This window comes from Mucilaginibacter sp. (assembly GCF_965277465.1).
Taxonomy (GTDB): Bacteria; Bacteroidota; Bacteroidia; order Sphingobacteriales; family Sphingobacteriaceae; genus Mucilaginibacter.
The window spans coordinates 532159-546070 of the sequence record NZ_CBDICW010000001.1; the positions used below are offsets into that span (position 1 = coordinate 532159).

The window sequence follows — 13912 nt, forward strand, 5'->3', positions numbered from 1 at the left end:
TATTAACATAATCTATATTTCATTCGTAAATTCGAAATTATTAATCAATATATTTGCAATGATGATAAATAAATCAGTGGTTTTTCATTATTTTATTAATGTGCTTTAAAAAATTAACAGTATGTTCGAAAAACTTTTTATGCTTGTCAAAAATAACGCCGGGATGGCTGTTATTGACAACCCTGCAATTCCGGTTAAATACCACGAGGCGGTGATTAATGAGGCTTCAAGTTCAATAATTGAAGTTTTGAAGGGACAGATGGAAACGGGAAAAATAAAAGACCTGATCAGGTTTTTTCAATTCTCGGGTATTTACAACAAATCGCTGGTAGCAAGCATAATCAACAGGTTTGCCAGTAAGCTTAACAACTTTTACGGTATTGCACCAGATAAAGCTTTGGTAGCAGCAAACTCATTGATAACTCCGGTAATGCTGGAGTTGGTTAAGGAATCAAAAAACGAACAGAATAAGGATTTTGGTTTAAGTAATTTTTTAGCCAAGCTAAATGGTAACCAGTCTGACTTTAGCGGTTTGGTTAACCGCATGATGGTTGCATAATTATTCCTCTTCTAAAAAATATCAGGGGCTTGTAAAGGTTAAACTTTACGAGCCCTTTTTTGTTATAAGCAAGTACCCAAACCATAACCATTAAACTACAATTATATATATTTGCCCTATGACTAAAGAACAAGTGCAGGATTTAAGGGATAGAGTAACTTCCCTGAGGAGGCATCTTTGACATCGACAAGAAACTCGATGCACTGCATATAGAACAGGAAATAACCATAGGTCCTAATTTTTGGGACCATCCCAAAGAAGCCGAAAAGGTATTGGCATCCATCAAAGTAAAAAAAGTATGGACCGATGCCTTCCAGGCCGTAGTTTCAATAATTGAAGATACCGGTGTGCTTTTTGAATTTTTTCAGGGTGGCGATGCTACCGAAGCCGAAATGCAGGAGCAATATAACGCAGCAATAAAGGCAGTTGAAGAACTGGAGTTTAAAAACATGCTCTCGGCCGAAGAAGATCAGTTCAATGCCGTATTACAGATAACTGCCGGTGCCGGTGGTACTGAAAGCTGTGATTGGGCCGGCATGCTGATGCGTATGTATATTATGTGGGGCGAAAAACATGGCTACAAAGTTACCGAACAGGATTTTCAGGAGGGTGATGTTGCCGGGGTAAAAACCGTAACCTTACAGATTGAGGGCGATTTTACCTATGGCTATTTAAAAGGCGAAAATGGCGTACACCGTTTGGTGCGCATCTCGCCTTTCGACTCCAATGCCAAGCGCCATACTTCATTTGCATCTGTTTATGTTTATCCTTTGGTTGATGATACTATTGAAATAGAGGTTAAGGATGCCGATATAGAGTTTGAAACCTTCCGCTCGGGCGGTGCAGGCGGGCAAAACGTAAACAAGGTTGAAACTGCCGTGCGTTTATACCACAAACCATCGGGCATTATCATCAAAAACCAGGAGTCGCGCTCACAGTTACAGAATAAGGAAAATGCGATCAGGTTACTAAAATCGCAATTATATGAGGCCGAGATGCGCAAACGTATGGAAGCCAGCAATGCCATTGAAGGGAATAAGAAAAAGATAGAATGGGGCTCACAGATCCGTAACTATGTTTTGCACCCATACAAATTGGTTAAGGATTTACGTACCGATCACGAAACATCAAACGCGGCCGCTGTGTTGGATGGCGACCTGGACGAGTTTCTTAAATCTTATTTAATGGAGTTTGGCGGCCCAAAAAGCTAATTTATTAGTAGCTTGTGCCCGGAATAAGTGATTTCTCCCTTTTAATAAAGAGCCGGTTGTATTACCTGTAACCAACAGGTAATGCAACCCAACCAATTATATAATATTTATACCTATAAATCATGAAACTAATCTGGTGTACCCTAATCATTATGAGCGCAGCAATACTAACCCGGGCACAAGAAAAACCAATGCCGCTATACCCGGCAGGTATACCAAATGCCAAACCCACTCCCGCAACTTATATTGAAAAAAACGATAAAGGCTGGGCTACCAATGTAAGTATCCCAACCATTACACCTTACCTGCCTGAAAAAGGAACTTCAAATGGATCCTCAATTATTATTTTCCCCGGGGGCGGTTATGCAGGGCTTTCTATGGAGAACGAAGGCTCAAGCATTGCTTTGGCTTTTAATAAGATAGGCGTTACCGCCTTTTTGATAAAATACCGATTACCAAGCGATAGTATTATGGTTGATAAAACCATTGGCCCGCTACAGGATGCGCAGCAGGCTGTGTTTACTGTACGCAAAAATGCAGTAAAATGGGGATTAAAGGCTGACAAGATCGGAATCATTGGGTTTTCGGCTGGCGGGCATTTAGCCTCAACCGAGGGCACGCATTTTGATAAAGTATTGATTGATGATAAAGAAAACATCAGCGTAAGACCGGATTTTATGATCCTGCTTTACCCAGTAATCAGCTTTGGGCCCATGGCGCATGTTGGCTCGCGCGAAAATTTGATAGGCAAAACACCATCAGCAGCACAGGTTGACCTGTACAGTAATGAAAAGCAGGTAACTGCTAACACGCCGCCAACGCTGATTATCCATGCCGAGGATGATAACGTTGTACCCGTACAAAATACATTGATGTTTTATGATGCCCTGCTTGCAGCAAAGGTAAAGGCCGAAATGCATGTTTTTGAGGCAGGCGGCCATGGGTTTGGCTTAAACAACCCAAAAAGCAAAGATAAATGGATTGACTGGGCCAAAAACTGGCTGGACGAAAACGGTTTTTTGTAGGTAGATAAAGCAATTTATTTTTCCAGTTATTACTTAACAATTAACACAAAAGGCGATCATTATCCCTTTCCTTTGCAATTACATTATGCTAATCAAATAGTTGTGTTTGATTAGCAGCTCTATACCTCAAAACAGGAGTTTCCCCCTTTTTAAATCTTTCCTTTAATACAGCCGATATAGCCATCGGGATTATTAGTACATGCTAAACAAAAGCTTATAGCATTGTAACAATTACCCTGATATGATAATTAACTATTGGGCAACCACTTTTTTGACCGTATCTTTGTAAGGCAAACTAACAAGTTTAACTTACTATAAAATGGACACCAATCACGACGTTCAATTTGCTTCAGATCTGCGTACGGCTGTAACCCGCCTGATAAAAAAGCTCCGGAAAGAATCGCCTACCGGGCTGCAGCTTTCTTTAACGGAGCGCTCAACAATGGCCATGCTTTTTCAGCATAAAGAATTACTGCCAAGTGAGCTTGCCACTGCAGAGATGATCACCAACCAATCCATGTCGCAGGTATTGAACCATCTGTTTGACCTGGGCTTTATTATCCGGAGGGCATCCCTTACCGATAAAAGAAAAGTGATCATTAGCCTGTCTGAAAAAGGAGAAGAAACACTTTTAAAGTTTCGGCACGAAAGAGATGAATGGCTGGCCCGGGCCATAAGCAAAGCTTGTACGCCACAAGAAATGGAGCTGCTTAAGGAGGCATTAATCCCATTAACAAAATTGGTTGACCTGAAATGAGCAGCCCGACAATATTATACTAATGACAACAGAATCTATCAAAAACTTCAGATTATTCCGGGCATTTAAAAGCCGGAATTATACCTTATACTTTACAGGCCAATCTATATCGCTTATTGGTACCTGGATGCAAAAAACCGCGGTAAGCTGGGTTATTTATACGCTTACCCACTCTACATTTATGCTGGGGCTAACCTTGTTTGCCAGCCTTTTTCCGTCATTTTTATTTTCGCTGATAGGGGGTGTGGTATCAGACAGGTATAACCGTTACCGGGTATTGCTAACCACACAGGTAGCCTCATTGATACAGGCCCTTTTGCTTGCCATACTTATCTTGCTAAAACACTACGCCGTTTGGGAAATTATAAGCCTGAGCGTGGTATTGGGAATTATAAACGCATTTGATGTACCGGCCAGGCAATCATTGGTTTATGATATGGTGGAGGATAAGGAAGACCTGCCCAATGCACTTGCGCTCAATTCATCAATGGTAAACCTGTCGCGTATTATTGGCCCGGGTATAGCCGGCATTATATTAGAGAGTCTGGGCGATGGTGCTTGTTTTTTACTGAATGCCCTAAGCTTTGTGGCCGTTATTGGCTCTTTGCTTTTTATGAAACTACCTAAATTCATTAAAAAAGAACATCCCAAAAATGTATTTGGCGAACTTAAAGAAGGGATGGATTATATTAAACGCACACCATCTATAGCGTTTGTATTATTAATGCTGTCGCTGATTAGCCTGATGGTATTGCCTTACAGCACCCTGATCCCTTATTATGCAAAGGATGTTTTTAATGGAACAGCTTCTACATTTGGTGTTATTGACAGCTTTATTGGCCTGGGTGCCTTTTTAGGGGCCATATTTTTGGCAACGCGAAAAAGCGGTACCAATTTAAAAAGGATCCTTTTTATTAATACGCTGGTTTTTGGTATCGGGCTTATCTTGTTTTCGCACGAACATAGCTATCCGCTGGCATTGGCTTTTGTAGCCATTTCGGGGTTTGGTATGATGTCGCAAATTACGGTAAGCAATACGCTGATCCAAACTACCGTTGAGCCCGATATGCGCGGCCGGGTGATCAGCTTTTATGCAATGGCATTTTTCGGCATGCAGCCGCTTGGCGGGCTGTTAGTCGGCTTGGTTTCAAAATGGATAGGCGCTGCTGATACCTTGTTTTTTGAAGGCGTAGCCGCACTTTTGATTGGTTTGCTGCACTGGATCTACCTGCGTAAAGAAAAGCTTAAACATCAGCAGGATCTGATATTAAAAGAACAAGACCACCCAATGCAAACCGTTTAATTTTTCAGTCCGCGTAAAAAGCCAAAATAAGTGGCTTTCTTTTTATAGTTAACATCAAACAATAGGGGCCAGTCTTTGCGATTATAAAATACAGGGTGTTTAATACAATAACAATGCGTTATTAGTCGATACATTTAAGCTCTTCATCGATTATGTTTTACAAATCGGGGGCATCGCCATAAGTTTACAGCAATCAAAACGAGGTCTCCACCTTGAGTTGTGATAAGGTTTAGGTAAAAGCCCCCAAACAGCGAGTGTAAGGGGGCTTTTTTATTTAGTTTTCTGAAATAGTTTCTGCAATCACACGATCACCCGTGCCACCGATATATTTATAGTTAAGCGTGAACGTCCTGGTAGCCGGGTCATAAACACAGGTACCATTATTTTGAATGGTTTTATTAGCTGCACCAGATGCCGACACTACCGTTACCGTGTTATCGCTGTTAACCGTTAAATTCATAAAGTAGTTGCTTCCGCCTAAATCAGCAGCCTCAGCAACAACCGTATTTGCATTGACAGTAGTTAAGAATTTATCACGACCGGTCCAAGACCTGTTTAACGTCGGATCAGGAAATGAAATGGATCCATTAGCCGTATAATCACCTTCATATTTATTTTTTGTGCTGATAACATACAACACCGAGCGGTAATAGCTGATGGTTTGCCCCTGCGCATCAGTAATAGAAACAGGCAGCATGTATTTTACCAAAGGCGTTAAATTGGCCGATATAATGTTGATGTTGTAGTTAGCCGTAAGCTGCCCGGCCGGGATAGTTACCGTTGAGCTTGGGATAGTAAAAGCATTAGCAGGCATTGCCTGGTAAACCGTATACTGCGAAGCTGTAGGATCGGGCAATGCCGTTGCGTTAGTAACTGCTGTTGTACTATCAGCAAGGTAAAGCGCCCTGTGTGCGGCGTTAAGCCTTGCTAATGCAGCATTATCAACTGTTAAAGTAACCTTTACGTCCTTTTTTAATGGGTTTATAGTTGATATAAGCACTGTGGTAGTTAATGCCTGTGGTGTAGCGCTGATAGAATCGGCAAGCACCCATTTAAACCCGCCATTATCATAAGCAGCCGGGCCGGCGTGGGCGGCTAAAGGCAGTTCAATGGTGGTAGGCATCTTTTTATAATCGTAGTTATTGTCAATTTTTGAGCATGAACTAAAAAGCACCGCCAACCCTATAAAGGCTGAATAAATTTTTGTAGAATTTTTTTTCATTTGTTACTTGTGATGATTTATGGATCTGTAATTACTCGTTCAATTTGCTTATTACTGATGCTGCAGACTGTTGCAAGATTTTAACATCAGCCGTTGCTGGTCAATAAATTACAGCATTTATAAGGGAGTACACTATAAGGCGGTTTACCCTTAGTGTGGATTGAAAAAAATCAGCATGGGAGGGATATGATGATAAACAGCGAAAGAATCTGAATATCAGGTTAGGGATGGAAAGCATTGGGGATACAGAAATCCACTAATAAATAAAATGCCAGACCTCGCAAAAGATCTGGCATTTTATGGTGCTATACTATGGCTATTTCTTATTAGGATCAGCCGTAGTTTAGCTAACAAAAATTTTTACAGGTATTATAACCCCGTTTTAGTCTGTACGTTTTTGCTTACCTGCTCAATGGCATCTTCAGCATATTTTTTAACTTTTTCAACCCATTCAGGTGCGTCGTCAAGCACATCTTCCAGTATCGACCGGCCGCTCTCGTTTTTCTTGGTTATATAATTAACACCGTATCCTACGGCTGCTCCAACTATAATAAATTTTAATAAGCCCATTGTTTTACGTTTTTAAATTAAACGGTTATTGTTCAATAATGTTTTTTAGTATTTGATGGCGCGGTGCAAAAAATATTACAGATCGGTTGGTTTAAACCATTCAATAATTTACATATTGCTCATCAAAGCTACCATCGGCGTAAAAATCAATAAGCCCATAACCGGGGGCGGTTTCGCGTTTATTACCTTCCCACCAGGCACCGCTTACTGCACCATCGCATATATAAGTTACATTATTATATACCACTTTATCGCGCAGGTGTATGTGCCCGCTTAAACAGAGCTTTACATTGGGGTGCTGGTAAAACAGACTTACTATTTTGCTGGTATCGGTATGCATATCGCCGCCTAATATTTCCCATTTAGTACCTTCATTATCATCCACCATCAGCGTAGCCGAAAGGATAGGAATATGCGACAATACACATACCGGCATATTTGCCGGGGTAGTCTTCAGTTCGTTTTGCAGCCACGTAAATTGCTCATCGCCTAATTTGCCTATATACCAGGTATTGTCAACATCCAGGTGAACGCTATCCAGCAAAATAAACTTCCAGCCGTTTTTTACAAAGCTGTAGTAAGGCGTAGCAAGCTGCAGTTGATCCATCGAATACTTTTTTCCATAGATGGCCTGTCCTTTGTCGTTCTCGTTCCACCAGATGTCGTGGTTCCCCAACACATAATTCATGGGCAGGCTACAGTCTGATTTAATCAGGTCATGCCATAGTTTCCATTGGGTATTTATGGTATCAAGATTTTCCTTGTTCATGTCAAAAACAATGTCGCCTCCGTTCAGTATCATATCAACACCGGGTTGCTGCTGTACGTGGTGTAGGCATTTTACAAAGCGGGCAGGGGCATTCCATTTATCTTTCAGGTGCACATCGGTTAAATGGGCCACCCGTAAAACAGGTTTTTTAGTAGTGCTTAAACTTTTAAAGGGAAGCGCCGGCACCAGTAACAGGCCGCCAAGGCTTTTAATAAGTGATCGTCTTTGCATGTGGTATGCCGCATTTTCCGGCATACAAAACTAATGTGTTTACATAAATTAAAGGTGACCTTATCATCATCAATATATTTGCTGTAAAAAGGAAACAGCTATTGAAAATGTTATTATATTTATATCATCAGATGATAAGATGAATAAAAATATAATACCCCGAAGATCATTAGCTACAGAAGTTGCCGTTAAATTACAGGAACGTATTTTAAAAGGAGATTACAAGATTAATCAGAAACTGCCTGTTGAGGCCGAGCTGATGAAAAGGTTTGGCGTAGGCCGATCCAGCATCCGCGAAGCGGTTAAACTGTTGGTAAATTCAGGGTTTCTGCGGGTACAGCAAGGCTTAGGTACGTTTGTTGAAGATGCTACCGGAATTAACGAACCACTGAGCCAGCGACTTAAACGATCGGCACCTGAAAAGATTGATGAGGTACGCGAGATCCTGGAAATGAAAATTGCTGAAATGGCGGCAATGAACCGCACCGGCAATGATATTTCAAAATTAGAACACTTTTTAGGCAAAAGAATAAAAGCCTCAAATGAAAACCTGCTGAGCGAGTGTATTGATGCGCATATTAACTTTTATATAGCAATGGCCGAGGCCTCAAAGAACGACATCCTTGCCGATCTTTATAAATCATTCGCGTTCCAGTTAAAGGCGGCCTTGATCAGTAAATATGATGATACTTCGGCGTTTAAAAGCTTTACCGATCATCACCGGCAATTATTGGATGGCATACTGCGCCAGGATGCTAAAAAGGCATGGTATTGGATAGCCAAAATCACAGGGCATATCACACAATAATTGCTTTCTTATTAATCATCCCATCATCTGATGATTAATTTTCTGCTTTACATTTACTGTTTTTTGCTTTGAATTAAAACATGGAGATCTGCACAGACCTTAGTTCTACGGCTTGCCGTAAAATACTTGCGCGCGTATTTATTTGAGCGGTGATATGATAAATGGCTGTTTCCTCATACCGGGAAGCAACAATCACAGTGGTTTCGCCGGCATGTTCATCAAACAACTGCTGCACCAAGTGTGGGTCGTTATTGTTTTTAGACAGGTGCGAGAGCAGTAAATGCGTCATGAACTCCGGCTTATGCGCTATAAAAAGATCCAGCGCCTGCTTGTTTGACAAATGGCCATTTCCACCCCGGATGCGGTGTTTAAGGTGATAGGGGTAGCCGCCGCTATCCAACATTTCATCATCATAGTTTGCTTCTAAAAAAGCGGCATGGCATTGTTTAAAATGATGGATCAGGTTTTCGCAAACCATACCAATATCTGTAAACACACCTACTTTAATATCCCGGCAGGCAATTAAAAAACTATAAGGATCACTAGCATCATGCTTTTTAGGGAAAGCAGTTATCTGCAGCTCGCCAATGGTAATTATTTCAAAAGCCTTAAAACTGAACACTTGCTGCTCTTCGATAATTATGCCACCTCTTTTTAAAGTAGGCGGGGTGATGTAAACCGGCAGTTTATATTTTTTGGCAAGTACAGCAATGCCGTTTATATGGTCGGAATGCTCATGCGATACAAAGATGGCACGTACTTTTTTCATAGACAGCCCCAGGCGCAGCATTCGCTTTTCGGTTTCACGGCAGGAGATCCCAGCGTCAATAAGCACCGCATCATGCTCATTACCTACGTAATAACAATTACCATTACTGCCCGAATTTAGTGAGGTGATGAACAAAGACATGCTATTACAAAGTAACGGATTTTGGCAGAGTTTTATAACGATGGTGGATAAAAATGGAGTTTTAAAAGTTTATGTATATGTGATATGGGTTTTATGCTTTAAAGCATTGGCCGAGTGCAATTTATTCCCTGGGAAGGTGTGGTAGGAGTATTTTCGTTTTGAGGATATTTTATTGTAAATAACAATCATCGTCCCGCTCATAGCCGCGGGGGCTTAGTTACTTTTTCCTTAGATGAAAAAGTAACCAAAAAATCAAGTCAGAAAAAAGCTTCACCGCTGCAGGCCATGCGCCCAGGCCCGCTTTTCTGACAGGCCTTTACCCGCTTCTGATTGTGTTATATAATATGCAATTCTTTTTCAAGCGCTGGCCCTGTGCGATTCCTTCCCCGGGGAAGGGAAGGCAGGGGTTTAACCAACATACTATAAAAATTCTCTCCTTTGGATAGGATTTAGGCAAGGCTCTTTCATTAATCTCCGTCAAAAACCCAAAAAATCAATATCCGATTTATATATTTAGCCTCATGAACGAACCGATTATTTTACCCATACTTGATGCCGAAGAACTACGTGTGCTTGGCTCCCTGATGGAAAAAAGCAAGACCACGCCCGATTATTACCCCATGACCATCAATAGCCTTACCGCGGCATGCAATCAAAAAACATCGCGCAAGCCGGTGGTGCAATATGATGAGGATACAGTTGCGCAGGCATTAAATACGCTTAAAAAACGTGGGCTGATCTCTACCGCAACAGGTGGTTCTATCCGCAGTGTAAAATTCAAGCATAATTTTGCTATTGTGTTCCCGGTGCTGCCTGCCGAAGTGGCTATCATTTGCCTGCTGATGCTGCGCGGCCCGCAAACACCGGGCGAATTAAATACTAATTCGGGCAGGATGTATGAGTTTGATTCGATAGAAGATGTGCAGGCTGCTTTGGAACGGTTAAGCTCGCCGGAAATGCCTTTCCTGGTACAATTGCCAAGGCGCCCCGGCCAAAAGGAAGTTAGATACGCCCATTTATTAGGCGGAACACCCGAAATAAGTGACGATGATTCGGCAGATGAGATCCCGCGAAGCAATAGCGGACTGGAAGCACGCGTAGTAAAATTAGAAACAGACCTTGCCGAATTAAGGGAAGCTTTTGATAAACTGATGAAGGAACTTACCTAAATAATAAATTTTTCATATTATTAAATATTGGTTAAAAAACTTATTGGTATACTATTTGTTTATAATAATAAATTAAAAAACAAATCTATATACCTATGAAAAAGTTAAGTTATGCGATGATGATCGCAGCGGCAGCTATTGCATTCCAAAGCTGTAACAGCGCACCTAAAGATGCTAAGGAAAGTGCCGACAGTTTAAACAAAACAAAGGATACTACCACTAATGTTGCAGCTACAGGCGGTATTGCAGTAAGTGCCGATGATGCCAAGTTTGCAACTACCGCTGCAAATGGCGGCATGGCCGAAGTAGCCTTAGGCAAATTAGCCCAGGAAAAAAGCACCAATGCCGATATTAAGAGTTTTGGTGCAATGATGGTTACCGATCACGGTAAGGTTAATGATGAGCTGATGGCTATTGCCAAAACTAAAAACATCACTTTACCTGCAGCTGTTGATGCTGATCACCAGAAAAAAATGGACGACCTGTCTAAATTAACCGGTAAAGATTTTGACAAAGCTTATGTTGATGCCATGATTGATGGTCATAAAAAAACGCTTAGCTTAATGCAGGATGAAGCTAAAAACGGTAAAGATGCCGATTTAAAAGCTTTTGCAGCTAAAACTGCTCCGGCCGTACAAATGCACCTTGATGCGATCAATAAGATCCATGATAGCATGAAATAATATAATTGTGAGTGTAATTATATGGGGGCGGATATTTTATCCGCCTTTTTTTATGCCCGCTTTTTCTGGAATAAAAACGAGCTGATTTTCTGATATTGCAGCTAAGATGAAAACACTTAAAGACCTGCTTTTACTGGGCGATCCGCGCCTTTATGAAACCTGCGATGCTGTTTTGGAAACAGAACTGCCACAGGTTAAAAACTGGGTGGCCGATATGGATAACGTGATGAGGGAGATAAGGATTAAATATAACTTCGGCAGGGCTATTGCTGCACCGCAATTAGGGATCATGAAACGGATTATTTACATGAATATTGATAAGCCGGTTGTTTTTATAAATCCCGAACTGACCAATTTGAGCGAAGAGTTGTTTGAATTATGGGACGATTGCATGAGCTTTCCTAATCTTTTAGTGAAAATAAAAAGACACCAGTCATTAACCATAAAATATCTTGACGAAAACTGGGAACCGCAGGAATGGCATATGGAAGGCGCACTGTCTGAACTTTTACAGCACGAATACGACCATTTAAACGGCATACTATGCACCATGCGTGCCATTGACCAAAAATCTTTCCGCTGGCGGTGCTGATAAATGCGTGGTAAAAACAGCTATATTTAAAATCTTTTTATAAGCCAACCAGTAAACGCATTTTATGAAATATCCAGGTGTTATATTATCCCTTGTTATTATAGCCATGCTAACAGCTTTTAAACCGGTTAAGCAAACCAGCCCATTTGATAACTATCCGGTTTTTACCGGGAACGATCTCGGTGTTTTTTATTCGCCATCAAAAACAGCGTTTAAAGTGTGGGCGCCAAAGGCATCCGAAGTAAAATTAAGATTATACGCAGCCGGAAATGGGGGCAGTGCTATGAATACTATAGCCATGACCAAAAGCGAAAATGGCACATGGGAAATTACCATACACCGCAATCTGCTCAACAAATATTATACCTTCCAGGTAATGCAGGATGGTAAATGGCTGCTGGAAAAACCTGATATTTATGCTAAGGCCGTTGGAGTTAATGGCAACAGGGGCATGGTGGTTAATTTGCCTGCAACAAACCCGGCTAACTGGCAGCACGATAAAAAACCAGCGCTAAAAAACTTTACTGATATTGTATTATATGAAACGCATATCCGCGATATTTCAATCAGCCCAAACTCGGGCATCCAGCATAAGGGGAAGTTTTTAGGCCTTGCAGAAACCGGTACAAAAAGCCCTGATGGTGAAGCAACCGGGCTGGACCATATTAAACAGCTTGGTGTTACGCATGTGCACCTGTTACCTTCCTTTGATTTTAACTCGGTTGATGAAACTAAACCCGAAGCCAATAAATATAACTGGGGTTATGACCCCATGAACTATAATGTGCCCGAAGGCAGCTATTCAACCAACCCATACAATGGCAATGTGCGCATTAAAGAGTTTAAGCAAATGGTGCAAGCCCTGCATAAAAATGGCTTGCGTGTAGTACTTGATGTGGTTTATAACCATACCGGCGACATTGTGCATTCTAACTTCAGCCAGTTTGCACCGGGCTATTTTTACCGCCAAAATTCGGATGGTTCTTACTCAAATGGCACGGGCTGTGGCAACGAGGTAGCCTCTGAAAGGGCAATGGTACGTAAGTTTATGATCGAATCGGTAGTTTACTGGGCTAAGGAATATCATTTGGATGGTTTCCGGTTTGATCTGATGGGCGTACACGATACCGAAACAATGAACCAGATAAGTGCAGCACTGCATAAAATAGACCCCACCATTTTTATTTATGGCGAAGGCTGGACGGCTGGCAATAGCCCGCTGCCGGAGGATCAGCGCTCGGTTAAAAAAAATATTGCCAAAGTAAATGAAGTAGCTGCTTTTAGCGATGATATACGCGATGGAATAAAAGGCGGCTGGGGCGATCTGAAAGAAAAAGGTTTTGTAAGCGGTAATCCTGATAAAACAGAGAGTGTGAAATTTGGCATTGTTGCCGCAACCCAAAATGCACAGGTTGATTATACTAAGATCAATTATTCGAAAGCAGCATGGGCAGCCGGGCCCTTCCAGTCTATAACGTATGTTTCCTGCCATGATGATAATACCCTTTTCGACAGGCTTAAAATATCAAACGCCGGTGCAAGCGAGGCAGATTTGATCAGGATGGATAAGCTGGCTAATGCTATAGTACTAACTTCGCAGGGTGTTTCGTTCCTGCATTCGGGTGTCGAAATGCTGCGTACCAAACAAGGGATAGCCAACTCCTATAATTCGCCCGATTCTATTAACCAGATAGATTGGAGCCGCAAAACCAAATATAAAGCCGTATTTGATTATTACAAGGGATTGATAACCCTGCGCAAAAATCACCCGGCCTTCCGGATGCCATCAACCCAAATGATCCAAAATAACCTGAAGTTTTTAGATAGCGGCAACCCTGCAACAATCGCTTACCAGATCAGCAATAACGCCAATGGCGATAGCTGGAAAAACATCCTGGTAATTTTAAATGGCAATACAAGTGATAAAACCGTCAGGATACCGGCAGGGAAATGGATTCTTGCCCTGGATGGGGACACAATAATAGAGCAGGGAATAAAATCGATTGAAAGCGAAAGCTTAACCATTCCTGCTACATCGGCGTATGTTTTGTACAGTAAGTAGGCTTAAATAAACAGCCCATTCAGCGATATATGCTTGAATGG

At 41.6% G+C, this 13912-nt stretch carries 14 protein-coding genes; 10 read left to right on the plus strand and 4 right to left on the minus strand.

What is annotated here, in order from left to right; translation table 11 throughout:
- Positions 1-121: 121 nt before the first annotated feature.
- The 5 genes from ACQY4U_RS02350 (at position 122) to ACQY4U_RS02370 (ending at position 4855) form a co-directional block, all read left to right on the plus strand.
- Positions 122-559 carry a hypothetical protein gene (locus ACQY4U_RS02350; protein WP_428327766.1) on the plus strand — a complete coding sequence of 146 codons (438 nt, stop codon included), beginning with the start codon at positions 122-124 and terminating at the stop codon, positions 557-559.
- Positions 560-677: 118 nt separating this feature from the next.
- A protein-coding gene (gene prfB / locus ACQY4U_RS02355; protein ID WP_428327767.1) for a peptide chain release factor 2 occupies positions 678-1770 on the plus strand; the annotation gives its coding sequence in 2 pieces (ribosomal slippage) (positions 678-737 and positions 739-1770; 1092 coding nt in all).
- 152 nt (positions 1771-1922) lie between these two features.
- Positions 1923-2795 carry an alpha/beta hydrolase gene (locus tag ACQY4U_RS02360; protein ID WP_428327768.1) on the plus strand — a complete coding sequence of 291 codons (873 nt, stop codon included), beginning with the start codon at positions 1923-1925 and terminating at the stop codon, positions 2793-2795.
- 319 nt (positions 2796-3114) lie between these two features.
- Complete coding sequence (locus ACQY4U_RS02365) at positions 3115-3552, plus strand: MarR family winged helix-turn-helix transcriptional regulator (RefSeq protein WP_428327769.1); 438 nt, start codon at positions 3115-3117, stop codon at positions 3550-3552.
- Positions 3553-3574: 22 nt separating this feature from the next.
- On the plus strand, positions 3575-4855 hold the full coding sequence (locus ACQY4U_RS02370; protein ID WP_428327770.1) for an MFS transporter: 1281 nt from the start codon (positions 3575-3577) through the stop codon (positions 4853-4855).
- Positions 4856-5129: 274 nt separating this feature from the next.
- Here ACQY4U_RS02370 and ACQY4U_RS02375 read toward each other — a convergent pair whose 3' ends face one another.
- The 3 genes from ACQY4U_RS02375 to ACQY4U_RS02385 form a co-directional block, all read right to left on the minus strand.
- Positions 5130-6077 (minus strand): BT_3987 domain-containing protein, encoded by a 948-nt coding sequence (locus ACQY4U_RS02375; RefSeq protein ID WP_428327771.1) that lies wholly within the window; start codon positions 6075-6077, stop codon positions 5130-5132.
- Positions 6078-6446: 369 nt separating this feature from the next.
- Positions 6447-6647, minus strand: a complete 201-nt coding sequence (locus tag ACQY4U_RS02380) for a YtxH domain-containing protein (protein WP_428327772.1) — start codon at positions 6645-6647, stop codon at positions 6447-6449.
- Positions 6648-6747: 100 nt separating this feature from the next.
- Positions 6748-7647: a metallophosphoesterase family protein gene (locus ACQY4U_RS02385; protein WP_428327773.1), complete on the minus strand. Its 900-nt coding sequence runs from the start codon at positions 7645-7647 to the stop codon at positions 6748-6750.
- Positions 7648-7786: 139 nt separating this feature from the next.
- On the opposite strand from ACQY4U_RS02385, the gene ACQY4U_RS02390 reads away from it, so the two are divergent.
- Positions 7787-8455, plus strand: coding sequence for a FadR/GntR family transcriptional regulator (locus ACQY4U_RS02390; RefSeq protein ID WP_428327774.1), 669 nt, complete (start codon positions 7787-7789; stop codon positions 8453-8455).
- A 73-nt stretch (positions 8456-8528) separates the two neighbouring features.
- Here the strand turns inward: ACQY4U_RS02390 and ACQY4U_RS02395 are convergent, their stop codons facing one another.
- Positions 8529-9365, minus strand: coding sequence for an MBL fold metallo-hydrolase (locus tag ACQY4U_RS02395; protein ID WP_428327775.1), 837 nt, complete (start codon positions 9363-9365; stop codon positions 8529-8531).
- Positions 9366-9886: 521 nt separating this feature from the next.
- Here ACQY4U_RS02395 and ACQY4U_RS02400 point away from each other — a divergent pair.
- From ACQY4U_RS02400 to pulA, 4 genes are all read left to right on the plus strand, one after another.
- A complete protein-coding gene (locus ACQY4U_RS02400; protein WP_428327776.1) occupies positions 9887-10534 on the plus strand; it encodes a YceH family protein in 648 nt (215 codons plus the stop codon).
- 95 nt (positions 10535-10629) lie between these two features.
- Complete coding sequence (locus ACQY4U_RS02405) at positions 10630-11217, plus strand: DUF4142 domain-containing protein (protein WP_428327777.1); 588 nt, start codon at positions 10630-10632, stop codon at positions 11215-11217.
- A gap of 106 nt (positions 11218-11323) precedes the next feature.
- Positions 11324-11809, plus strand: a complete 486-nt coding sequence (locus tag ACQY4U_RS02410) for a peptide deformylase (protein ID WP_428327778.1) — start codon at positions 11324-11326, stop codon at positions 11807-11809.
- A 64-nt stretch (positions 11810-11873) separates the two neighbouring features.
- Complete coding sequence (gene pulA, locus ACQY4U_RS02415; protein WP_428327779.1) at positions 11874-13871, plus strand: type I pullulanase; 1998 nt, start codon at positions 11874-11876, stop codon at positions 13869-13871.
- The last annotated feature ends 41 nt before the right edge of the window (positions 13872-13912 follow it).